Below are 22,331 nucleotides of genomic sequence, written 5' to 3' on the forward strand. Positions count from 1 at the left end.
CCTGGACGTACATGAAGACTGTCGATATCCATACCGATGGCGCCTGCCTCGGCAATCCCGGCCCCGGCGGCTGGGCCGCGCTGCTGCGCTACAAGGGCCTGGAGCGCGAAGTGGCCGGCGCCGAGGCGCACACCACCAACAACCGCATGGAGCTGATGGCCGCGATCATGGCGCTGGAGACGCTCAACGAGCCTTGCCAGATCGTGTTGCACACCGATTCGCAGTACGTGCGCCAGGGCATCACCGAATGGATGCCGGGCTGGGTGCGGCGGCAGTGGAAGACCGCCGGCGGCGACCCGGTCAAGAACCGCGACCTGTGGGAGCGCCTGCATGCCGCCGCGCACCGGCACACGATCGACTGGCGCTGGGTCAAGGGCCACAACGGCGATCCGGACAACGAGCGGGTGGACGTGCTGGCGCGCAACCAGGCGCTGCGGGTACGCGCCGGCGCCGCCGCGGTCGCGTCCTGATCCTTTCCACGATTTCCCTTGCAGCGAGCCGCATGCGCCAGATCATCCTCGATACCGAAACCACCGGCCTGGAATGGAAGAAGGGCAACCGCATCGTCGAAATCGGCGCGGTGGAACTGCTCGAGCGCCGTCCGAGCGGACGCAATTTCCACCATTACCTGCGTCCGGACTGCGACTTCGAGCCCGGCGCGCAGGAAGTCACCGGCCTGACCCTGGAGTTCCTCGCCGACAAGCCGCAGTTCCACGAGGTGGTGGACGAGTTCCTGGGCTTCATCGACGGCGCCGAACTGATCATCCACAACGCTTCGTTCGACCTGGGCTTCCTCGACTACGAACTGTCGCGGCTGGGTGCGTCCTACGGACGCATCCTCGACCGCGCCTCGGTCATCGACACGCTGGCGCTGGCGCGCGAGCGCTTCCCGGGCCAGCGCAATTCGCTGGACGCGCTGTGCAAGCGGCTGGGCGTGGACAACGCGCATCGGCAGTTGCACGGCGCGCTACTCGATGCGCAGATCCTCAGCGAGGTGTACATCGCGCTGACCTCGGGCCAGGAGGAAATCGGCTTCGCCCTGGCCGACGACCGCGCCGGCCAGGGCGACGACCAGCACGCGGCGTTCGACATGGCGATGCTGCTGCCGCGGCCGCGGGTACTGCCGACGGCGTCGGAGCTGCAAGCGCACCAGGCCTGGCTGGAACAGCTGCGCAAGAAAGCCGGGCACGCGCTGTGGGACGCGCTCGAGCCGGCGCTGGCCGCCGCCGCCGTGGCCGGCTGAGCGGTCGCGGCGCCGGGACGCGCCGACGCTGGCGCGCCGCAGTGGCCCGGCGCGGCGCAGCGACGACGCGCGTGCTGCGAAGGCGCGGAGGCGCCGCCGCCGCGTGTGCCGATTCGCGGCACGGCCTGCGCCGGCGCGCCGGGCGCCCGGGCTCAGTGGCAGCGCACCAGGACCACGGTGATGTTGTCCGAGCCGCCGCCGTCCAGCGCGGCGGCCACCAGCGTGTCCACGCATTCCTGCGCGCTGCAGTCGTGGTGGCCGAGCGTGGCGGCGATGCCGGGGTCGTCCACTTCCTCGGTCAGCCCGTCGCTGCACAGCAGCAGCTGCATGCCCGGGCGCAGCTCGCCGGTCATCGTGGCCACGTTGAGATGCAGCGGATCGGTCACGCCCAGCGCCTGGGTGACCACGTTGCGGTGCGGGTGCGCACGCGCCTGCTCGGCAGTCAGCGCGCCCTGCGCGATCAGTTCCTGCATGTAGCTGTGATCCTGGCTGAGCTGGGCCAGCTTGCCGTCGCGCCACAGGTAGGCGCGGCTGTCGCCGACCCAGGCCACCTCGAAGCGGTTGCCCTGCACGCGCGCGGCGACCACGGTGGTGCCCATCGGCAAGGTGTCGTTGCGCCGGCGTACGGCGCGGATGATCTCTTCGTCGGCGATGCGAATCGCCTGAGCCAGCGGCGTGCCGCTGCGCACCTCGCGGACGATGGCCTCGCGCGCCAGGGCGCTGGCGACCTCGCCGCAGGCGTGGCCGCCCATGCCGTCGGCGACCAGCCACAGGCCGAGCTCGTTGTCACCGTAGTAGGTGTCCTCGTTGAGTGCGCGGCGCAGGCCGACGTGGGTGAGGTGTCCGAATTCGATCATTGCGCGCCCGCGGCTGGCCGGCTTCCTGTCATTCGAATGGCATCATCGCGGCCAAGCGGACAACAGGCAATCCCGCCGCCGCCGCAGGGCAGGCGGGGTTCATGGCGGCGCAGCGACGGGCGCTTGTCCGCCCCGGGCAGGAACCGTATGATGCACGCCCCGGTCCGCCGGGGACCATCCGGGAAGGTGGCAGAGCGGTTGAATGTACCTGACTCGAAATCAGGCAGGCGTTTATAGCGCCTCGGGGGTTCGAATCCCCCCCTTCCCGCCACCGTTTTCCCGCTATTGCCCTCCACGGCTATGCAATGGACGACAGGGCGTTGCTCGGCAATGCGCATCGGTTCGGTCATGCGTGTGCGGTATCGGGCGCGACGTCGTTCCATGGCCGGGTCATGGCATGCAGGCTTTCGCGGAGCAATGCCATGGCCGCCCATGTGCCATGTGCCCTCGCTCTGCCGTCTTGCGGCGAACAGGCCATCGTCGACCCCGATGCGCTCGCAGCGTCCGGGGCCAAGAGCAACCACACGCATGGTGTCCGGCCGCACGTTGTCGGTGGCGGGCGAGCCGGCGCCGAGACCGTTTTCGATCGCCGCGGCGATGGCCGTCGGGTTGGCGCTGGTGACGGCGACGCGGAAGTCGCGTCCGGCATCGGCGAGCCGGTCGAACATCCAACGCCGCCATGCGCAATGCTCGCCATAGACGATCACGTCGAGCGGCGCGTCCGGGTCGAGTTCGTCGTCGATGCCGCAGACCCAATGAAGGCCGAGCGTCCACTTCTCCTCCGGATCGCCGCCGTTCCCCGGCCAGGCCGCGACCAGAATGTCGTAGGCGCCCTCCGCCCATCGCTCGCCGAGCGCTTCGCCATGGTCGATGCGGAGATCGAGATGGACGGACGGTCGCACGCGGCTGTGGATGCCGCGCCGGCAAGGTCGCGGCCACTTGGCAAAGCACATCAGGGCCCGGATTTGGCTCTCCCGGGCATGTCTTCGCCACTGTCTCCAGGCTCGGCGCCAGGCCCGGGCATTTCGAAGAACGATCCGACCTCGGCCCGGGAGCGGCCCCGGCGCACCCACAGCCCCCGCTTGCGCTCCACGTTCACCACCACGGTGCGTAGCGATGGCCCTTCTGGATCGCAAACTCGTCCATCGCCAGCCGGCGCACCCCGTCCAGGTCCACCGGCCCCAAGGTGCGCTGCAGGTGCCGTGTGCCGATCGCCTTGCCGTCTTCCAGTCGACCCGGCGCCAGCCAGCGGTATGCCGCACCGACGTCGCCTCGCACAGCCGGACCACGCTGTCGGCCAGTCGCCGCGTCACTCGGCAATGCGATTCCCGCCAATCCCGTCGCTCCAGCCGCGGACCGCAGAATCGGCAAGCTAGCCGCAGGCCAGGCACATGCAACTCCGCCACCGGGTCTTCAAACGCCGGCAGGCCGCGGATGTGTCGCATCGTGCGGTCGTGAATGGCATTCACCACGCCGCCGCAACCCATGCAGTACCGCTGCGCGCACCGATTCCGGTTCGATCACCAGCCAGCGCTGCTCCCCCGCGCACTTCATGGCGCCACTTGCCGACAGGGTATCCCTTCCAGCCGCCCGACTGGGACATGCAGTCCTGTTCGGCCACGACCGACCTTCCGTTTGTCGCCTAGACAACAGCAAGTCCGACCGGTCGGTCGCGTGCCTCTCCACTCAATTGGGTGAAGAACCCAAAAATGCGGCAGGCCGCGGCCTACCGCTTCCGTTTCGGCGGTCCGCGCCTCAGGTGCGGCCGTAGGTATCCTCGAACCGGACGATGTCGTCCTCGCCCAGATAGCTGCCGGACTGCACTTCGATCAGCTCGAGCGGCAGCTTGCCGGGATTGCGCAGGCGGTGGGTCACCCCGAGTGGGATGTAGGTGCTCTGGTTCTCGGTGAGCAGCAGGACCTCATCGCCGCGGGTGACCTCGGCGGTCCCGCTGACCACGACCCAATGCTCGGCGCGGTGGTGGTGCATCTGCAGGCTGAGCACGGCGCCCGGCTTGACGGTGATGCGCTTGACCTGGTGGCGATGGCCGTTGTCGATCGAATCGTAGGCGCCCCAAGGACGATAGACCTTGCGGTGCCAGGTCGCCTCGGAGCGGCCATCGGCCTTGATCTGCCCGACCACGTCCTTGACCTGCTGGATGCGGTCGCGATGGCCGACCAGCACGGCGTCCGGCGTTTCCACTACCACCACGTCCTCCAGGCCGACCATTGCGATCAGGCGCGAGCCGTAGGCGTAGGTGTTGCGGCAATCGATCTGGATGACGTCGCCGTGGTGGGCATTGCCCTGGGCGTCCTGCGGCGAGACCTCCAGCAGCGCCGACCAGGAACCGACATCGTTCCAGCCCGCGTCCAGTGGCACCACCACCGCGTCGGCGGTCTTCTCCATCACGGCATAGTCGATCGAATCGGACGGGCTGGATGCGAATGCATCCGCGTCGAGACGGGTGAAATCGGCATCGCGCTTCGCGCCGTTCCAGGCGCTCACGCATGCGTCGGCGATCGCGGGCTGGAACTTGCGCAGTTCCTCAAGATACCGCGAGGCGCGGAACAGGAACATGCCGCTGTTCCAGTAGTACTCGCCCGACGCGAAGTAGCGCTGCGCCGTGGCCAGGTCGGGCTTCTCGACGAAGCGCTCGATCGCGCGTACGTCCTGCCCGGGCGCGGCCTTGATGTAACCGTAGCCGGTCTCCGGGGCGGTCGGCTTGATGCCGAAGGTCGCCAGCTTGCCCTGCTCGGCGACGGCCGAGGCGGCGCGCACGGCCGCCTGGAACGCGGCCTCGTCGCGGATCACGTGGTCCGACGGCAGGACCAGCAGCAGGGGATCGGCGCCGTCGCGCGCGGCCTCGAGCGCGGCGACCGCGATGGCGGGCGCGGTGTTGCGCCCCTTCGGTTCCAGCAGCACCGACATCGGCTTGACGCCGATCTGCTGCAGCTGCTCGGCGGCGACGAAGCGGTGTTCCTCGTTGGCGACGACGATCGGGGCATGGCCGGCCACCGGCGCCGCACGCAGCCAGGTGGCCTGGAGCATGCTCTTGTCGCCGACCAGAGGCAGGAACTGTTTCGGATAGGACTCGCGGGACAGCGGCCACAGCCGGGTGCCGGAACCACCGGAGAGGATGATGGGGAGGACGTCGCTCATGGGCGCGGAAAACTCCAGCGTGCGTCGGAGGGCGGGCTTCAGGCGCGGATCAGGTCCGACAGTTCCTCGGTCCGCGCTTCCAGCAGGGCGGCGTCGCCGCGCGTTTCGACGTTCAGCCGCAGCAGCGGCTCGGTGTTGGAGCTGCGCAGGTTGAAGCGCCACTGCGCGAACTCGGCGCTGACGCCGTCGGTGTGGTCCAGCGCCGGCGACTGATCGGCGTAATGCGCCAGCACCCGCTCCACCGCGGCCTTGGCGTCGGCGACCTTGAAGTTGATCTCGCCGCTGCACGGGAACTTCTGCATGCGCGCCTCGACCAGGTCGGCCAGCGAGCGGCCGGACTGCGACACCAGCTCGGCGATCAGCAGCCACGGGATCATGCCGGAGTCGGCGTAGGCGAACTGGCGGAAGTAATGGTGCGCGCTCATCTCGCCGCCGTAGACGGCGTTCTCGCCGCGCATCTTCTCCTTGATGAAGGCATGGCCGCTCTTGCACAGCACCGGCACGCCGCCGGCGTCCTCGACCATCTCCACGGTGTTCCAGGTCAGGCGCGGGTCGTGCACGACCTTGCCGCCCGGCTGCTTGGCCAGGATCGCCTGCGCGAGCAGGCCGACTAGGTAGTAGCCCTCGATGAAGCGGCCTGTGTGGTCGAAGAAGAAGCAGCGGTCGAAGTCGCCGTCCCAGGCGATGCCGAAGTCCGCGCCGTGCGCCTTGACCGCGTTGGCGCTGGCCTGGCGGTTCTCGGGCAGCAGCGGGTTGGGGATGCCGTTGGGGAAGTGGCCGTCCGGCTCGTGGAACACGCGCACGAACTCGAACGGCAGGTACGGGGCCAGCAGGTCGACGATGGCGCCGGCGCCGCCGTTGCCGGCGTTGACCACCAGCGTCAGCGGTTTGAGCGTCGGCACGTCCACGTAGCTGAGCAGGTGCTCGATGTAGGCGGTCTTGTCCGGGCGCTGCTGCTCGGCGGCGGTCGGCGCGGCGGCGGCCGCGGTGTCGGCGGCGACGGTGTCGCGGATCGCGAACAGGCCGGTATCGGAGCTGATCGGGCGCGCATTCTCGCGTACCAGCTTCATGCCGTTGTAGTCCATCGGATTGTGGCTGGCGGTGACCATCACGCCGCCGGCGGCGCCGAGGTGATCGGTCTGGAAGTAGACCTCCTCGGTGCCGCACAGGCCGATGTCGATGACCTCGCGGCCGCTGGCGCGCAGGCCGGCCGACAGCGCGTCCTGCAGCGGCTGGCTGGCCAGGCGCACGTCGTGGCCCACCACCACCGGTCCGCCGTGGAGCTGTGCCGCCAGCGCCACGCCGATGCGGCGGGCCAGGTCCTCGTTCAACTCGTCGGGCACGCGGCCGCGGATGTCGTAGGCCTTGAATGCGGGAAGCGGCATAGGGAGGGACCTTGAATGGGGAAGGCTGGAGTGTAACGTTCCGCCCTTAACCGGTCATTGCGCAGTGCGCAGCGGGCCGCCACCGGCGAGCGGCTAAACTACCGGTCTACTTCTCAATGCGGATGCGGGCCAATGGGCGACACCTCCACCCGGGCGACCGGGCGACGCGGCAAGCTTTTCCCCGATGCGGCCACGGCGCTGGCCGACCTGGTGGCGGACGGCCACACCCTGGCGGTCGGCGGGTTCGGCCTGTGCGGCATCCCCGAGGCGCTGATCGCGGCGCTGCGCGATGCGGGGGTGCGCGGCCTGACGGTGATCTCCAACAATGCCGGGATCGACGGCTTCGGCCTGGGCCAGTTGCTGGCGACCCGGCAGATCCGCAAGATGATCTCGTCCTATGTCGGCGAGAACAAGGAATTCGAGCGCCAGTACCTGTCCGGGGAACTGGAACTGGAGTTCAATCCGCAGGGCACCCTGGCCGAGCGCCTGCGCGCCGGCGGTGCCGGCATTCCCGCGTTCTTCACCGCCACCGGTTATGGCACGGTCGTCGCCGAGGGCAAGGAGACGCGCGAATTCGACGGCAAGCACTATGTGCTGGAGACCGCACTGCAGGCCGATGTGGCCCTGGTCAAGGCGTGGAAGGCCGATCCCGCCGGCAACCTGGTGTTCCGCAAGACCGCGCGCAACTTCAACCCGGCCTGCGCGATGGCCGGCAGGGTCTGCATCGCCGAGGTCGAGCAGATCGTTGCCACCGGCAGCATCGACCCGGACCAGGTGCACCTGCCCGGCATCTACGTCGATCGCATCGTGCACAACCCGCATCCCGAGAAACGCATCGAACAGCGCACCCTGCGCCAGAAGGACGCCTGACATGGCCTGGACCCGCGACGACATGGCGCAGCGCGCCGCCCGCGAACTCACCGACGGCGCCTACGTGAATCTGGGCATCGGCCTGCCGACCCTGGTCGCCAACCACATTCCCCAAGGCGTGGACGTGTGGCTGCAGTCGGAGAACGGCCTGCTCGGCATCGGCCCGTTCCCGAGCGAGGACGAGGTCGACGCCGACCTCATCAACGCCGGCAAGCAGACCGTCACCGCGCGCGCCGGCGCCAGCTATTTCGGCAGCCACGATTCGTTCGCGATGATCCGCGGCGGCCACATCGACCTGGCGATCCTCGGCGCGATGCAGGTCAGCGCGCGCGGCGACCTGGCCAACTGGATGGTGCCGGGCAAGATGGTCAAGGGCATGGGCGGGGCGATGGACCTGGTGGCCGGGGTCAAGCGCGTGGTGGTGTTGATGGAGCACGTGGCCAAGGACGGCAGCCACAAGCTCCTGCCCGAGTGCGACCTGCCGCTGACCGGGGTGGGCGTGGTCGACCGCATCATCACCGACCTGGCGGTGTTCGACGTGAGCGCGGATGGATTGGTGCTGGTCGAGGCGGCCGACGGCGTGGACGCGGCGGAACTGGTCGCCAAGACCGGGGTGCCGTTCCGGCGCATGGCGACGCTGCCGTAGCGTCGCGCCGCAACGCGACCGGTCAGGCGCCGCGCTGCGCGTAGGGGTAGTGGCCGGACGTCGCGCTCGGCGCGAGCGCGAGCAAGGCGGCGGCATCGATCACGCGATAGCCGGCCTGCACGGCCAGCGGTGCCGCCAGCCGCTCCACCGCGTGCGCCAGGGTGCCGTCGATCTGGCCCTGTTCGGTCTCGAATTCCGATGCCGACAGGCCACTGTCCAGCAGCGGTCGCAGCGCGTCGAGCCGGACCCAGAACATGCTGCCGGAGACGAAACGCGCGTGCTCGAGCGGCAGGCCGCAGCGGCCCGTCCGGCGCAGCAGGTAGTCGGCCGCCGCGCGGTTGCCGCCCCAGTAGTCGGCGAGCGGCAACAGGTGGCCTTCGGGGGCGACGATGCCGAGCGTGGGATCGGCCGCGAAGGCCTGCAGGATCCGTGCGGCGCGCTCGGCACCGGTCAGTCGTTGCAGCAGTTCGCCGCGCCATGCATCACCATTGTCCAGGTGCGTGCTGCGTTTGGTATGCAGCTTCAGCGCTACCTCGACGCCTTCGTCGAGCAAGCGCTCGGCGGCCTGCAGGAACGGCAGGATGTCGCGGCCGCGGTTTTCCAGCACCATCACCTCATGCGGCAGCGAGCACGCGCGCAGTTGCGTCTCCACGGCGCGCACCTGTTCGGCCGACGTGGTGACCAGCACACGCCATGGAAGCCGCGTGGCGACCAGGCTGTGCAGAATCTCGCCGAGCACCTCGGGATACCAGGCATGCACGATCGCCCACGGCGGCTGCGCCGCGTCGCGGGCGCGCGCCGGCCACAGCGCCTTGCGGGTGGCATCCAGGTAGGCATGGCCCAGGCGCACGTCGGGTTCCAGCACGGCGCCTTCGGCCCACTCGTTCCAGGCATTGATGAACACCAGGCGCTGGTCGGCGCGGCGCTCCTTCAGCCGCACGTGGATGGTGGTCCGCAGCCAGTCTTCGTAGCCGCGCGGCGACGCATGCAGGTAGACGCGCCCGGCGCCCGGGCGCCGCGGTTCGTTGTCCCAGCCCGGGTTGACCCCCGGGTGCAGCAGGTAGTCGGGCAACGAACGCGAGCCGACCTCGGCCGCCAGTTCGCGCCAGTCCAGCACCGTACCGCGGTACTCGGGATCGAGCAGGCGTTGCGTCGCAGCCAGCGAGGTCGGGTTGCTCATGTTCGGCGGGAACTCGATCGCCGCGTCGAACCCGATGCTGCGCGGGTCCGGGCGCTCGAAGCCCTGCACATAGGCGAGGTGGATCTCGCCGATCCCATGGTCCCGGCACCAGGCGCGCCAACGCAGCGCGGTCGCTGTCGGTTCCGGCAGCAAATGCGGCCGGTACACCAGCAGCATCGGCCGGCCGTCCATGCGCAGGCAGCGCGGATCGCGCAGGTAATCGGCGAGGTGGGCGATGAAGGCCAGGTCGTCCTGTGCGCTGTGCGCCTGCGCCATCAGCACGTCGTCGTCGCGGCCGTCCCAGCGCCGCGACCACTGCTCGTTCGCCCAGCACAGGCAGAACGACAGATCCAGCGAGGCGTCGCTCAACCATTGGCGCAGCGGCGTCTCCAGCAGGGTCTTGCCGCCGAACCAGTAGAAATAGAAGCAGAACGCGCCGATGCCGTACTGCTTCGCCAGGGCGACCTGTTGCCGCATGCTCTGCGCGTTGCGCAGATCGTAGAAGCCCAGGTCGGCGGGCAGGCGCGGCTGGACGTGGCCTTCGAACTGCGGCAGCGCGCGGGTGACATTGCGCCATTCGGTGAAGCCAGCGCCCCACCAGGCGTCGTTTTCCGCAATCGGGTGGAACTGCGGCAGATAGAACGCCACCAGGGTGGCCGGCATCGGTTCCGGCAGCGGCGCCGAGCGGCCAGGGAGGTAACCGATGGCGGGTTCGTCGGCGCGCACCCGCGGCCGGCGCTCGACCTGGCCTTGCGCCAGTTGGCCGCGCGGCGGCGGCGGCACGATGCCCGCGTAGCACGCCAGGAAACGGGTGCGCAAGCGGTCGCGGTCGCCCTGCGAAAGCGGCAGCGCACGGAATGCGGCGCGCAGCGACAGATAGAGCGCCGTTCTGGTCCGCGCGAGCAGGGCAGAAGCGCTCACAGGTTCTGGTAGTTCGGCCCGGAGCCGCCTTCCGGGGCGACCCAGTTGATGATCTGGTAGGGATCCTTGATGTCGCAGGTCTTGCAGTGCACGCAGTTGGCGGCGTTGATCTGCAGGCGCTTGCCGGCCGCGTCGTCGACGATCTCGTAGACCGCCGCGGGGCAGAAGCGGGTGCAGGGGTTGCCGTACTCCTCGGCGCAGCGGGTCACGCAGATCTGCGGGTCCAGCACCTGCAGGTGCACGGGCTGGTCCTCGTCGTGTTCGGTGGCGGCGAAGTACACGCCCTGCAGGCGGTCGCGCGGCGCCAGCGTGCGCGGCACGTAGTCGCGCCTGGGCTGTTCGTGCGCGCCGAGCCGGTCCAGCGCGGACCAGTCCGCGCCCACCGTCAGCGTCCACGGCGAGGCGCCCTTGACCAGGGTCTCCCAGGCCCCGTTGAGCAGGCCGAACCACAGGCCCTTCTTGAATCCGGGCTTGATGTTGCGCACCTGGCGCAGCTCGGCCATCACCTCCGAGCCGCGCAGTTTGGCGTCGAAGCCGGCCGGGTCCAGCGCCGCGCCGGCGGCCAGGTGTTCGGCGGCGAGCATGCCGCTGCGGATCGCCTGGTGGGTGCCCTTGATCTTGGGCACGTTGAGCAGGCCGGCGCTATCGCCGATCAGCAGCGCGCCAGGCATCTCCACCTTCGGCAGCGACTGCCAGCCGCCGCTGGCGATGGCGCGGGCGCCGGCCGACAAAATGGTGCCGCCTTCCAGCAGCGGCTTCATCAACGGGTGGTTCTTCCACTGCTGGAATGCCTCCCACGGCCGGTACTCGGGGTCGTGGTAGTCCAGCCCGCTGACGTAGCCCAACGCCACCTGGTTGTTCTCCAGGTGGTACAAAAAGCTGCCGGCGTAGGTCGCGTTGTCCGCCGGCCAGCCCAGGGTGTGCACGATCTTGCCGGGCACCACGCGGCCTTCCGGCAGCTGCCACAGTTCCTTGATGCCGATCGAATAGGCCTGCGGGTCGCTATCGGCGTCCAGCGCGAAGCGCTCGACCAGGCGCTTGGTCAGGTGCCCGCGCGCGCCTTCGGCCAACACCGTGACCTTGGCGCGGATGTCGATGCCGGGGGTGTAGCCGGGCTTGTGCGTCCCGTCCTTGGCCACGCCCATGTCGCCGATGCGCACGCCGAGCACGGTGCCGTCGTCGCCATGCAGGGTCTGCGCGGCGGCGAAGCCGGGATAGATTTCCACGCCCAACGCCTCGGCCTGCGGCGCCAGCCACGCGCACAGCGCGCCGAGGCTGACGATGAAGTTGCCGTGGTTGCGCATGCCCGGCGGTACGATCGGGAACTTGCGCCCGCCGTCCTTGCTCAGATGCCAGAACTCGTCCTCGCCGGCGGGCACGCAGATCGGCGGCGGGTTGTCGCGCCAGCCGGGAAGCAGCGCGTCGAGCGGCGCGGGTTCGATCACCGCGCCGGACAGGATCTGCGCGCCGACGGTGCTGGCCTTCTCGATCACGCAGACCGAGATGTCGGGATTGCGCTGCTTGAGCCGGATCGCGAACGCCAGCCCGGCCGGACCCGCGCCGACGGCGACCACATCGTATTCCATGACGTCGCGTTCCACTGACGCCGGCGCGCTGGCGCCGCCCTCCGATCCCGTCATCTGCTCCGCTCCCGTTGGCTCGTTCCGGCTGCCTGCATTTTCAGGCTTTGTGCGTGGCGGGGCAAATTCCGCACGCCGGCGTATGGGTGCCTGCAGGCATGCTAGCGTGGCGCGATGCAACTCGACCTGCCCGGCGCCGACGTCCGCTGGCTGCCCGGCTGGCTGGCGCCGGCGGACGCGGCGGCGCTGTTCGCGCAACTGCTGGAGGCGGTGAGCTGGGAGGTGCATCGCATCCGCCTGTTCGGGCGGCTGGTCGATTCGCCGCGGCTGAGCTGCTGGATCGGCGATCCGGAGGCGAGCTACCGCTATTCCGGCACCCGTTTCGCGCCGCATCCGTGGCCGCCGGCGCTGCGGCCGCTGCGCGCGCGGCTGGCGGCGGAAACCGGGGTGGCGTTCAACAGCGTGCTGGCCAACCGCTACCGCGACGGGCGCGACGCGATGGGCTGGCACAGCGACGACGAAAAGGAACTGGGGCCGCGTCCGCTAATCGCCTCGCTGAGTCTGGGCGCAACTCGCCGCTTCGTGCTGCGCCATTGCACCGAGCCGGCGCTGCGCCAGGCGCTGGAACTGACGCCCGGCGGATTGCTGCTGATGGGCGGGGATACCCAGCGCCTATACCGGCACGCCCTGCCGCGCACCGTCAGACCGGTCGGCGAGCGGATCAATCTGACCTTCCGCAGGATCGCCGCAATCCGGAGCGCTTTCGATTTAAATCTATCCAAGCGATAGGCTAGCCTCGGTGCCGTGGTCGAGTTTTGGTGGACACGGAGATAGAGGGTTTCAGGTGACGGCTTTCTCGTAGTCGGCCGGAGATCGATAGCCGAGGGTGGAGTGCGGCCGGTGGGTGTTGTAGAAGGCGCTGCTGTCGTGGGTGATGTCGGCAATGGCGTCGTTGTGATTGGCGTAGCGGCGCTGCCAGACCCACTCCATTTTCAAGTTCAGGAAGGGCAGATTCAACCGGTCGTCGCAACACCAGATTGTTGAACAGATTTCAGATACGCGTCCAGTGCTTCGGCCGGTGTCTTCCAACCAAGCGTTTTTCGAGGCCTGGAGTTGAGTGTATTGGCAACGGCCTGGATCTCACGAATGCCCCAACGACTTCGCTTCTGCACATACGTAAATAAATAAATCGAAAATGCTCTGCTAGTCGCCTGGCGCGCCCGGGTGGGTCCAACGCGCGCCGGTTCCAGAAACGGACAAGCCCGGCAGGGCCGGGCTTGTTCGCATCGCATCGCCGGGCGAACGGCGCTTACAGTTGCGTTTCCTGCACGCTGATCTTGTAGCGCTTGCGCATCGCGTCGACGTAGGCCTTCGCCGCGGCAGCGCCCTCGATCTGGCCCAGTTGCTGCTTCAGCGTCGTCTTCTGCTCTGCCAGCACCTTGCTCAGATCGCCCGGATTCACCTTGTTGAGCACGAACAGCGCGTAGCGTTTGGCACCGCCCGCCGACAGCTCCACCTTGCCCACCGACGGCTTGCCCGCGGCCGGCAACGGCGCGCTGAAGATCGCGCGATTGGCCTCCGGGCTCGGCATCGGCACGGTGCGCGCCAGTCCCGGCATCGGGCTGACCTGCAGCTTCTCCGGGCCTGCCAGCGCCTGCAGCGTCTCGCCCTTGCGCAGCCGCTCCAACAGCGCGTCGGCCTTCGCCGCGGCGGCCTTGGCGGTGCGGTCGGCGTGCACCGCGGCGATCACCTGCTCGCGGACCTTGGCCAGCGGCTGGGTCTGCTCCGGCAGGTGCTGGATGACGCGCAGCATCACGCTGTGGTTCGGCCCCAGGTTGATCGGGTCGCTGACCGTTCCGTCCTGGATCAGCGTGTCGGAGAACGCTGCGCGCAGCACCGCCGGCTGCGCTGCGATGCCGCTTGCATCGGCACGCGAGAACGGCCCCAGGGTCTGCACCGGCAGCCCGACGTCCTTGGCCGCCGGCGCCAGCGCGGTCGGATTCTTGTAGACCAGGTCCACCAGCCTGCCGCTCAGCTCGCTGAAGGCTTTCTCGTTGTCGGCCTGCAGTTGCTCGCTGGCGAGTTGGTCGCGCACCTGCTCGAACGCCTTGCCCTTGCCGCCCTTGACCTCGCTCAGACGGATCACGTGGTAGCCGAACTCGCTCTTCACCGGGCCGACGATCTCGCCGGGCTTCATCGCGAACAGCGCGTCCTCGAACGGCTTGACCATCACCCCCTTCTCGACCCAGCCCAGGTCGCCGCCAGCGTTCTTGGAACCCGGATCCTCGGAGTTGGTGCGGGCCAGCGCGGCGAAATCGGCGCCCGGCCGCTTGGCCTCGGCGGCCAGCTTGGCGGCCTTGGCCTCGGCGACCTTCTGCGACGCCGCGTCCTTGCCGGCGCTGATCAGGATGTGCGAGGCCAGGCGCTGCTCGGGCTCGACGAAGCGGGCCTTCTCGTCCTCATAGCGCTTGCGCAGCGCCGCCTCATCGGCCGGCTTGGCCGGCGGCAGGTTGGCCGCGTTCAGTTCGACGTATTCGATCGACACCCGCTGCGGCTGCTTGAAGTCGGACCGGTGCGCGTCGTACCACTGCTGCACCTGCGCGTCGCTGACCGGCGTGCTGTCGGCTGGCTGCTCCGGCAGCAATGCAAGGTCCACGTCGCGGGTCTCGCCGAGCATCTTCAGCAGGCGATCGGCTTCCTGCTGGGTCGCGAATGCCGACTCCATCAGCGCGGACGTGATCAGCGACTGCTGCAGGCCGTCGCGGACCAACTGGTCGAACATCGCCGGGGTGCGCGGCGGCGCGCCCGAGGCCAGGGCCAGGCGGTAGCGCTCCGGGTCGAACTTGCCGTCGTTCTGGAACGCCGGGATGGTGCTGATGTAGTCGCGCACCGCGGCATCGCCGATGACCACGCCGGCCTGCTCGGCGGCCAGCTTCACCACCTGCTCGTCGATCAGTTGGTCGAGCACCTTGCGCTTGTTGTCGGCGCTCTCGAATTCGCGCGGATCGAAGTCGTCGCCCTGCTGCTGGCGCGCCTGTTGCCGCGCCTCCTCGAAGCGCGCGCGGAACTGCTCCGTACTCACCTCGTGGTGCCGCCACAGCAACGAGGCCGGCCACCACGACGGCGCCGACGACCACCACGACGGGGGCGCCTGCACCTTGGCGACATTGTTGGCGCCGACGCCACCGAGGTAGCTGCCATCGATGACGAACAGGAACGGAATCATCAATAGGCCGATGATCGCGGTGGCGATCCAGCCCGAGGTCTTTTCGCGAAGTTTCTGCAGCATTGGTTGGGAACCGAGGCCTGTTGGCGAGCCGCGCAGTTTAACCCGCTTCATGCCCCGCGACAGAATGGCGCGCCGCCGGCGGCGCCTTAGGCAAAAAAGAAACCCCCGATCGCTCGGGGTTTCGCGCGCAAAACTGGCGGAGTGGACGGGACTCGAACCCGCGACCTCCGGCGTGACAGGCCAGCATTCTAACCGACTGAACTACCACTCCGCTTTTGAACGGAGGCAGGCGCGAAGGCCCGCGCATTCTCTGCGCATCTGCGTAGCGCGGCGGATGCTTCAAGAAACGAAACCCCCGATTTCTCAGGGGCTTCGGTGCAACTGGCGGAGTGGACGGGACTCGAACCCGCGACCTCCGGCGTGACAGGCCAGCATTCTAACCGACTGAACTACCACTCCGCTTTTGAAACCTGCCGCTCGGTGCTCTGGTGGGTGCTGAGGGTTTCGAACCCCCGACCCTCTCCGTGTAAAGGAGACGCTCTACCGCTGAGCTAAGCACCCTAGCGAGTCGGTTAGTTTACGGCATCCTTCAGCGCTTTGCCAGCCTTGAAGGTCGGATTCTTCGACGCGGCGATCTTGATCGAGTCGCCAGTCTTCGGGTTGCGGCCGGTGCGCTCGGCACGGTCGCGCACCTGAAAGGTGCCGAAGCCCACGAGGGTCACGCTGTCGCCCTTCTTGAGCGCCTTGGTGACTTCGGACACGAAGGCGTCGACGGCGCGACCGGCTTCGGCCTTGGAGATATCGGCAGCGGCGGCGATAGCGTCGTTCAGTTCGGCTTTATTCATTTTCGTGATGACTCCATGTGCGGCAGAAAACCGCGGAATTGAGGATCGGGTGTCGGCTTGGCCTGCCCCGCCTGCGGCGGGGCCCCGATGGGTTTTTCACTACCAAGCACGCCCGTTCGCGGTGCTCGCAAGTCGTGCATTTATACCAGCGGCCTCCTACCCGCGCAAGCCGAAAAGCCAGCAACGGCGCGGGTTTGAGCGACTTGGGCGGTTGCGGTTCAGCGCCTCTCAGTGCTTGACGCGTGCGCTCGAGGATGCTTTCGGCTTGCGCCGCAACAGTGCCCGTTCGCCATTGGCGGCGGGCTTCGGCTTCAGCGGCGTCTCCAGTGCGAGGTCCAGCACTTCGTCGATCCACTTGACCGGCACGATCTTCAGGTCACGGGTCACGTTGTCCGGGATGTCGGCCAGATCCTTGCGGTTCTCCTCCGGGATGATCACCGTGCGGATGCCGCCGCGCAGCGCCGCCAGCAGCTTCTCCTTGAGCCCACCGATCGCCGAGACACGACCACGCAGGGTGATCTCGCCGGTCATGGCCACGTCGGCCTTGACCGCCACCCTGGTCAGCATCGACACCAGCGAGGTCACCATCGCGATGCCCGCGCTGGGGCCGTCCTTCGGCGTGGCGCCATCGGGCACGTGCAGATGCACATCGTGCTTCTGCAGGAAGTCGACCTCGATGCCGAGCCGCTCGGCGCGCGAGCGCACCACCGACAGCGCCGCCGAGGCCGATTCCTTCATCACGTCACCGAGCTGCCCGGTGAGGATCACCGCACCCTTGCCCGGAACCAGCGTGGACTCGATCTGCAGCAGGTCGCCGCCGACCTCGGTCCAGGCCAGGCCGGTGACCAGGCCGACCTCGTTCTGCTCCTCGGCGCGACCGAAGTCGAAACGGCGCACGCCCAGGTACTTGTCCAGGTTCTTGGAACCGACGCTGACCCACGCCTTGTCCTTGCGCGCCGCCGCGCCCTTCTTGGCCGCCGGCTTCTTGGCGAGCACTGGCTGCGGCCCGGCCAGCGCGATTTCCTTGACCACCTTGCGGCAGATCTTGGCGACTTCGCGCTCGAGGTTGCGCACGCCGGACTCGCGCGTGTAGTAGCGCACGATGTCGCGGATCGCGTCGGCGGCGATCTCCAGCTCGTCGCCCTTCAGGCCGTTGGCCTTCAGCTGCTTGGGCACCAAATAGCGCATGGCGATGGCGAGCTTCTCGTCCTCGGTGTAGCCGGGGATGCGGATCACCTCCATGCGGTCGAGCAGCGGCCCGGGGATGTTCAACGAGTTGGAGGTCGCCACGAACATCACTTCCGACAGGTCCAGGTCCACTTCCAGGTAGTGGTCGTTGAACGCGTTGTTCTGCTCCGGGTCGAGCACTTCCAGCAGCGCCGAGGACGGATCGCCGCGGAAGTCCATCGACATCTTGTCGATCTCATCGAGCACGAACAGCGGGTTCTTGCTGCCGACCTTGTTGAGGTTCTGCACGATGCGGCCCGGCATCGACCCGACGTAGGTGCGCCGATGGCCGCGGATCTCCGCCTCGTCGCGCACGCCGCCCAGCGACATGCGCACGAACTTGCGGTTGGTCGCCTTGGCGATGGACTGGCCGAGCGAGGTCTTGCCGACGCCGGGCGGGCCGACCAGGCACAGAATCGGGCCCTTCATCTGCTTCACCCGCGACTGCACCGCGAGGTATTCGAGGATGCGGTCCTTGACCTTCTCCAGGCCGTAGTGGTCGGCGTCCAGGGTTTCCTGCGCGACCTTGAGGTCCTTGCGCACCTTGCTGCGCTTCTTCCACGGCACGCCCAGCAGCCAGTCCAGATAGTTGCGCACCACCGCGGCCTCGGCCGACATCGGCGACATCTGCTTGAGCTTGTTGAGCTCGGCCTTGGCCTTGGTCTCCACCGGCTTGGGCATGCCCGCCTCGGCGATCTTGCGCGCCAGTTCCTCCAGTTCGCCGGGCGCGTCGTCGAGGTCGCCCAGTTCCTTCTGGATCGCCTTCATCTGCTCGTTGAGATAGTACTCGCGCTGGCTCTTCTCCATCTGCGACTTGACCCGACCGCGGATGCGCTTCTCCAGTTGCTGCACGTCGATCTCGCCATCGACCAGGCCGACCAGCATCTCCAGCCGCTCGCCCACTTCCAGGATTTCCAACAGGCGCTGCTTGTCGGCCAGGCGCACCCCGATGTGCGCGGCGATGGTGTCGGCCAAGCGGCCTGGCTCGTCGATGCCGGCCAGCGTCTGCAGCAGTTCAGGCGGCAGCTTGCGGTTGGTCTTGACATATTGCTCGAACAGCGACATCAGCGAGCGGGCGATCGCCTCGACCTCGCGCTCCTCGCGCGATTCGGCGGCATCGATCTCGCGGCCTTCGCCCTGCAGCGCGCCGTCGCGCTCGACCACCTTGTCGACGCTGACCCGCAACAGCCCCTCGACCAGCACCTTGATGGTGCCGTCGGGCAGCTTCAGCAGCTGCAGCACCTGCGCCAGGGTTCCGACGTTGTACAGGTCGGCCGCCACCGGATCGTCGGTCTCGGCGGACTTCTGCGCCAGCAGCAGGATGCGCTTGTCGGCCTCCATCGCGTGCTCGAGCGCGCGCATCGACTTGTCGCGGCCGACGAACAGCGGGATGACCATGTGCGGGAAGACCACGACGTCGCGCAACGGCAGGACCGGAAGATCGAGGACTTCGGAGGGGGACTGGGCCATGAGGGTTCCGATTGGGAGGCGGGGATGCGCAACTTGCGGGCATGAAAACACCGATGGCCCCGTTATGGGGCCATCGGCCGGATGATGCAAGGGCAGCGGAAAAGCCCCTTTCCCTTCAACCGTTTAGCCGGCCGCGCAGACCGCGGCGCTGCGGGTTCGCCCGGCACTCACTCGGCAGAGGCCACCTTCGGCGCCGGCGGCGGCGTCTGGTAGATCAGGTACGGCTCGGACTTGTGCTCGATCACCGACTCGTCCACCACCACCTTGCTGACGTTTTCCTGCGACGGCAGCTCGTACATCGTGTCCAGCAGCACCGACTCGACGATGGTGCGCAGGCCGCGCGCGCCGGTCTTGCGCTTGAGCGCCTTCTTGGCGATGGCCAGCAACGCGTCGTGGCGGAATTCCAGCTCCACGCCTTCCATCTCGAACAATTTCTTGAACTGCTTGGTGATCGCGTTCTTCGGCTCGGTCAGGATCTTGATCAAGGCCGGTTCGTCCAGTTCCTCGAGCGTGGCGACCACAGGCAGGCGACCGACGAACTCGGGGATCAGGCCGAACTTGATCAGGTCCTCCGGCTCCACGTCCGCCAGAATCTTGCCGACTTCGCGCTTGCGCTCGGAACTCTTGACCTTGGCGCCGAAGCCGATGCCGCCGGTGTCGTTTGAGCGCTGCTGAATCACCTTGTCCAACCCGGCGAACGCGCCGCCGCAGATGAACAGGATGTTCTTGGTGTCCACCTGCAGGAATTCCTGCTGCGGGTGCTTGCGCCCGCCCTGCGGCGGCACCGAGGCGACCGTGCCCTCGATCAGCTTCAGCAGCGCCTGCTGCACACCTTCGCCGGACACGTCGCGAGTGATCGACGGGTTTTCGCTCTTGCGCGAGATCTTGTCGATCTCGTCGATGTAGACGATGCCCTGCTGCGCCTTGTCGACATCGTAGTCGCACTTCTGCAGCAGCTTCTGGATGATGTTCTCCACGTCCTCGCCGACATAACCGGCCTCGGTCAACGTGGTCGCGTCGGCAATCGTGAACGGCACGTTGAGCAGCCGCGCCAGCGTCTCGGCCAGCAACGTCTTGCCCGAACCGGTCGGACCGACCAGCAGGATGTTGGATTTGGCCAGTTCGACTTCGTCGTTCTTCTGACGGCTCTCGATGCGCTTGTAGTGGTTGTACACGGCCACGGCGAGCGTGCGCTTGGCGCGCAGCTGCCCGATCACGTACTGGTCCAGCACCTCGAGGATCTCCTTGGGCTTGGGCAGGCTGCTGCGTGCGGACTGCGCCTTCTCCTCCAACTCCTCGCGGATGATGTCGTTGCACAGCTCGACGCATTCGTCGCAAATGAACACGCTCGGCCCGGCGATCAGCTTACGGACCTCGTGTTGACTCTTGCCGCAGAACGAACAGTAGAGAATCTTGTTGCTGTCGCCGGAACGGCCTTGCCGGTCTTCGCTCATTGCTTCGCTTACCCAGTTACCCCACCCGATGAACGGGGGTTCGATTTCGAGAATAGCACAGGGCCAGGAGGACGCTAGCCCGACCCCGGCCCTGCGGAATACGCTGCATTTTGCAGTACAAGCAAGCCTTATGCCGGCTGGATGGACTCTTCCGGACGGCGCTCCAGCACTTGGTCGACCAGCCCGTAGGCCTGTGCGTCGAGCGCGCTCTTGAAGTTGTCGCGTTCGGTATCGCGCGCAATGGTTTCGAGCGATTGGCCGGTGTGCTTGGCCAGTATTTCGTTCAGCCGCGCGCGCAGGGTCAGGATCTCCCGTGCGTGGATGTCGATGTCGGTGGCCTGGCCCTGGAAGCCGCCCAGCGGCTGGTGGATCATCACCCGCGAGTTCGGCAGCGCGTAGCGCTTGCCCGCCGCGCCCGAGGCCAGCAGCAGTGCGCCCATCGAGGCCGCCTGGCCGACGCAGATGGTGCTCACGTCCGGCTTGATGTACTGCATGGTGTCGTAGATGGCCATGCCGGCGGTGACCACGCCGCCGGGCGAGTTGATGTAGATGCTGATGTCCTTTTCCGGGTTGTCCGCTTCCAGGAACAGCATCTGCGCCACGATCACGTTGGCCATGTGATCGTCGATCGGACCGACCAGGAAGATCAGCCGCTCCTTGAGCAGGCGCGAATAGATGTCGTAGGCACGCTCGCCGCGGCTAGTCTGCTCGACCACCATCGGAACCAGATTCAGGGCCTTGGTCACATTGTCCACGCGGGAACTCCTGCTGTTGGTTAAATCCCCGCACAGGAATGTGCGGGCTTTTGCGAGGGACTGGCACTACTGCCGAATGGCTTCCTGGAACGTCATCGCCTGCTCGGTGTGCCGGGCGCGCTCGGCGATCCAGTCGATCACCTGCTCTTCCATCACACGGCTCTGCAGTCCTCCCATCAGTTGGGGGTCGTTGCGGTACATCTCAATGACCTGTTCCGGTTCCTCGTAGGTCGAGGCGATCAGGCGCAGCGTCTCCGAGACCCGCTTGGCGTCCAGGCGCAGTTCGTTGCGGCGGGCGACCTCGCCGACCAACAGGCCGACCAGCACGCGCTTGCGCGCGGCGTCCACGAAGCCCTGGTGGGCGTCGTCCGGCACCTGGCCCGGATCGCGGCCGGAGCGGCGCATCTGCTCCACCTGCTGCGCCAGCATCGAGCGCGCCTCGTTCTCGACCAGGCGTGGCGGCATCTCCACCGACGCGTAGGCGGCGATTAGCTGCTCACCGACCTCGCGGCGCAGCCGGTTCATCAGCGCGCCCTTGAGCTCGCGCTCCAGGTTGATGCGGATGTCCTTGCGAAACTGCTCGGCATCGCCGCTCTTCACGCCGAAGCTCTTGATGAACTCCTTGTCCACGTCCGGCAGCACCGGCGTGGCGACATCGACCGCCTTCACATGCACCTGCACCTGCTTGCCGGCGAACTGCGGCACGCGCCAGTCGGCCGGGAAATCGACGGTCAGCGTCTTTTCCTCGTCCTTGGACAGACCGACTAGGCCCTGCTCGATCGCCGGGAACATGACGCCGGAGCCGATCACGCTGCTGCCCTTCTCCACGCCCTCGGCCGGCAGGCGCTCGTCGTCGGCCTGCGACCAGGTGTCCAGCGTCACCAGGTCGCCGTCCTGCGCGGGCCGCCCGGCAGGCTGCCAGGTGCGGCGCTGCAGGCGCAGGTTCTCGATCATCTGCTCGATGTCCGCGTCGGTGACCTCGGCGGCATGGCGGATCACCTCGAGCTTGGCCACGTCGATGTCACCGAAGTCCGGCACCACCTCGAAGGTCGCGACGAACTGCAATTCGTTGTCGCCGGCGCGGTCGATGCGCGGGTTGCCGGCCGGGCGCAGCGCGTGCTCGCGCACCGCCGAGTCGAAGGTCTCGCGCAGCAGGCCGTCCAGCGCCTCGGCGCGGATCTGCGGCCCGAAACGCTGCTCGATCACTTTCGGCGGAATCTTGCCGGGACGGAAGCCCTTGATCCGCGCGGTGCGCGCGACTTCGCGCAGGCGGCCGCCGATATGGGTCTCCAGGCGCTCCTCCGGCAGAGTGAAGGTCAGACGCCGTTCCAGGGTACCGGTGGTTTCGATCGAGGCTTGCATATGGACTCCTGCCACCGGGAGCCCGTGGCTCTCGGTACGATGTAGAAAAACGTACGGGTTGACGCGGGCACGGGACGGCGCCGCAGCCGGATAGTTTCGCCTATTCCGGCGGCACCTGCCAGCGCGCCCGGGCGAGGCCGCCGCCGCA

At 67.8% G+C, this 22,331-nt stretch carries 18 protein-coding genes, 4 tRNA genes and 1 pseudogene; 6 read left to right on the plus strand and 17 right to left on the minus strand.

Annotated features, from left to right (window positions below):
- Positions 1–11 precede the first annotated feature (11 nt).
- Both rnhA and dnaQ read left to right on the plus strand, forming a co-directional pair.
- Positions 12–470: a ribonuclease HI gene (gene rnhA, locus G4Q83_RS14295; protein ID WP_128419608.1), complete on the plus strand. Its 459-nt coding sequence runs from the start codon at positions 12–14 to the stop codon at positions 468–470.
- 32 nt (positions 471–502) lie between these two features.
- Positions 503–1,243 carry a DNA polymerase III subunit epsilon gene (gene dnaQ / locus G4Q83_RS14300; RefSeq protein WP_128419607.1) on the plus strand — a complete coding sequence of 247 codons (741 nt, stop codon included), beginning with the start codon at positions 503–505 and terminating at the stop codon, positions 1,241–1,243.
- A 152-nt stretch (positions 1,244–1,395) separates the two neighbouring features.
- Here dnaQ and G4Q83_RS14305 read toward each other — a convergent pair whose 3' ends face one another.
- Positions 1,396–2,100 (minus strand): PP2C family protein-serine/threonine phosphatase, encoded by a 705-nt coding sequence (locus tag G4Q83_RS14305; RefSeq protein ID WP_128419606.1) that lies wholly within the window; start codon positions 2,098–2,100, stop codon positions 1,396–1,398.
- Between the two features lie 180 nt (positions 2,101–2,280).
- Here G4Q83_RS14305 and G4Q83_RS14310 point away from each other — a divergent pair.
- A tRNA-Ser gene (locus tag G4Q83_RS14310) sits at positions 2,281–2,371 on the plus strand.
- An 824-nt stretch (positions 2,372–3,195) separates the two neighbouring features.
- Here the strand turns inward: G4Q83_RS14310 and G4Q83_RS14320 are convergent.
- The 3 genes from G4Q83_RS14320 to G4Q83_RS14330 form a co-directional block, all read right to left on the minus strand.
- The gene (locus G4Q83_RS14320) at positions 3,196–3,378 is read right to left on the minus strand and encodes a hypothetical protein (protein WP_128419605.1); all 183 of its coding nucleotides are present in this window, start codon (positions 3,376–3,378) and stop codon (positions 3,196–3,198) included.
- A gap of 477 nt (positions 3,379–3,855) precedes the next feature.
- Positions 3,856–5,259 carry a mannose-1-phosphate guanylyltransferase/mannose-6-phosphate isomerase gene (locus G4Q83_RS14325; protein WP_128419604.1) on the minus strand — a complete coding sequence of 468 codons (1,404 nt, stop codon included), beginning with the start codon at positions 5,257–5,259 and terminating at the stop codon, positions 3,856–3,858.
- A 38-nt stretch (positions 5,260–5,297) separates the two neighbouring features.
- Positions 5,298–6,644 (minus strand): phosphohexomutase domain-containing protein, encoded by a 1,347-nt coding sequence (locus tag G4Q83_RS14330; RefSeq protein ID WP_128419603.1) that lies wholly within the window; start codon positions 6,642–6,644, stop codon positions 5,298–5,300.
- 132 nt (positions 6,645–6,776) lie between these two features.
- On the opposite strand from G4Q83_RS14330, the gene G4Q83_RS14335 reads away from it, so the two are divergent.
- Both G4Q83_RS14335 and G4Q83_RS14340 read left to right on the plus strand, forming a co-directional pair.
- The gene (locus G4Q83_RS14335) at positions 6,777–7,514 is read left to right on the plus strand and encodes a CoA transferase subunit A (protein ID WP_128419602.1); all 738 of its coding nucleotides are present in this window, start codon (positions 6,777–6,779) and stop codon (positions 7,512–7,514) included.
- A gap of 1 nt (position 7,515) precedes the next feature.
- The gene (locus tag G4Q83_RS14340; RefSeq protein WP_128419601.1) at positions 7,516–8,160 is read left to right on the plus strand and encodes a CoA transferase subunit B; all 645 of its coding nucleotides are present in this window, start codon (positions 7,516–7,518) and stop codon (positions 8,158–8,160) included.
- A 22-nt stretch (positions 8,161–8,182) separates the two neighbouring features.
- Here the strand turns inward: G4Q83_RS14340 and G4Q83_RS14345 are convergent, their stop codons facing one another.
- A complete protein-coding gene (locus G4Q83_RS14345; protein WP_128419600.1) occupies positions 8,183–10,261 on the minus strand; it encodes a glycoside hydrolase family 99-like domain-containing protein in 2,079 nt (692 codons plus the stop codon).
- On the minus strand, positions 10,258–11,901 hold the full coding sequence (locus G4Q83_RS14350; protein ID WP_128419599.1) for an electron transfer flavoprotein-ubiquinone oxidoreductase: 1,644 nt from the start codon (positions 11,899–11,901) through the stop codon (positions 10,258–10,260). The genes G4Q83_RS14345 and G4Q83_RS14350 overlap by 4 nt, the downstream gene beginning before the upstream one ends.
- A gap of 114 nt (positions 11,902–12,015) precedes the next feature.
- Between G4Q83_RS14350 and G4Q83_RS14355 the strand changes: the two genes are divergently transcribed.
- Complete coding sequence (locus tag G4Q83_RS14355) at positions 12,016–12,630, plus strand: alpha-ketoglutarate-dependent dioxygenase AlkB family protein (protein ID WP_128419598.1); 615 nt, start codon at positions 12,016–12,018, stop codon at positions 12,628–12,630.
- Between the two features lie 51 nt (positions 12,631–12,681).
- Here G4Q83_RS14355 and G4Q83_RS14360 read toward each other — a convergent pair whose 3' ends face one another.
- The 11 genes and pseudogenes from G4Q83_RS14360 to tig all read right to left on the minus strand — a co-directional run bounded on the left by G4Q83_RS14360 (position 12,682) and on the right by tig (position 22,183).
- On the minus strand, positions 12,682–12,831 hold the full coding sequence (locus tag G4Q83_RS14360) for an integrase core domain-containing protein (protein ID WP_128419597.1): 150 nt from the start codon (positions 12,829–12,831) through the stop codon (positions 12,682–12,684).
- Positions 12,832–12,854: 23 nt separating this feature from the next.
- A pseudogene (locus G4Q83_RS14365) lies at positions 12,855–13,001 on the minus strand (IS30 family transposase); the annotation flags it as partial.
- Between the two features lie 149 nt (positions 13,002–13,150).
- Positions 13,151–15,130: a peptidylprolyl isomerase gene (locus G4Q83_RS14370; protein WP_128419596.1), complete on the minus strand. Its 1,980-nt coding sequence runs from the start codon at positions 15,128–15,130 to the stop codon at positions 13,151–13,153.
- A gap of 134 nt (positions 15,131–15,264) precedes the next feature.
- Positions 15,265–15,341, minus strand: a tRNA-Asp gene (locus G4Q83_RS14375).
- 111 nt (positions 15,342–15,452) lie between these two features.
- Positions 15,453–15,529: transfer RNA gene (locus tag G4Q83_RS14380), tRNA-Asp, on the minus strand.
- Positions 15,530–15,556: 27 nt separating this feature from the next.
- Positions 15,557–15,631: transfer RNA gene (locus G4Q83_RS14385), tRNA-Val, on the minus strand.
- An 11-nt stretch (positions 15,632–15,642) separates the two neighbouring features.
- Positions 15,643–15,915, minus strand: a complete 273-nt coding sequence (locus tag G4Q83_RS14390; RefSeq protein ID WP_009607753.1) for an HU family DNA-binding protein — start codon at positions 15,913–15,915, stop codon at positions 15,643–15,645.
- A gap of 228 nt (positions 15,916–16,143) precedes the next feature.
- On the minus strand, positions 16,144–18,612 hold the full coding sequence (gene lon, locus G4Q83_RS14395) for an endopeptidase La (protein ID WP_128419595.1): 2,469 nt from the start codon (positions 18,610–18,612) through the stop codon (positions 16,144–16,146).
- Positions 18,613–18,779: 167 nt separating this feature from the next.
- The gene (gene clpX, locus G4Q83_RS14400) at positions 18,780–20,066 is read right to left on the minus strand and encodes an ATP-dependent Clp protease ATP-binding subunit ClpX (RefSeq protein ID WP_128419594.1); all 1,287 of its coding nucleotides are present in this window, start codon (positions 20,064–20,066) and stop codon (positions 18,780–18,782) included.
- Between the two features lie 128 nt (positions 20,067–20,194).
- The gene (gene clpP, locus G4Q83_RS14405; RefSeq protein ID WP_128419593.1) at positions 20,195–20,821 is read right to left on the minus strand and encodes an ATP-dependent Clp endopeptidase proteolytic subunit ClpP; all 627 of its coding nucleotides are present in this window, start codon (positions 20,819–20,821) and stop codon (positions 20,195–20,197) included.
- Positions 20,822–20,887: 66 nt separating this feature from the next.
- Positions 20,888–22,183, minus strand: a complete 1,296-nt coding sequence (tig, locus tag G4Q83_RS14410) for a trigger factor (RefSeq protein ID WP_128419614.1) — start codon at positions 22,181–22,183, stop codon at positions 20,888–20,890.
- Positions 22,184–22,331 lie beyond the last annotated feature (148 nt).

It is taken from the genome of Xanthomonas theicola (assembly GCF_014236795.1).
GTDB lineage: Bacteria > Pseudomonadota > Gammaproteobacteria > Xanthomonadales > Xanthomonadaceae > Xanthomonas_A > Xanthomonas_A theicola.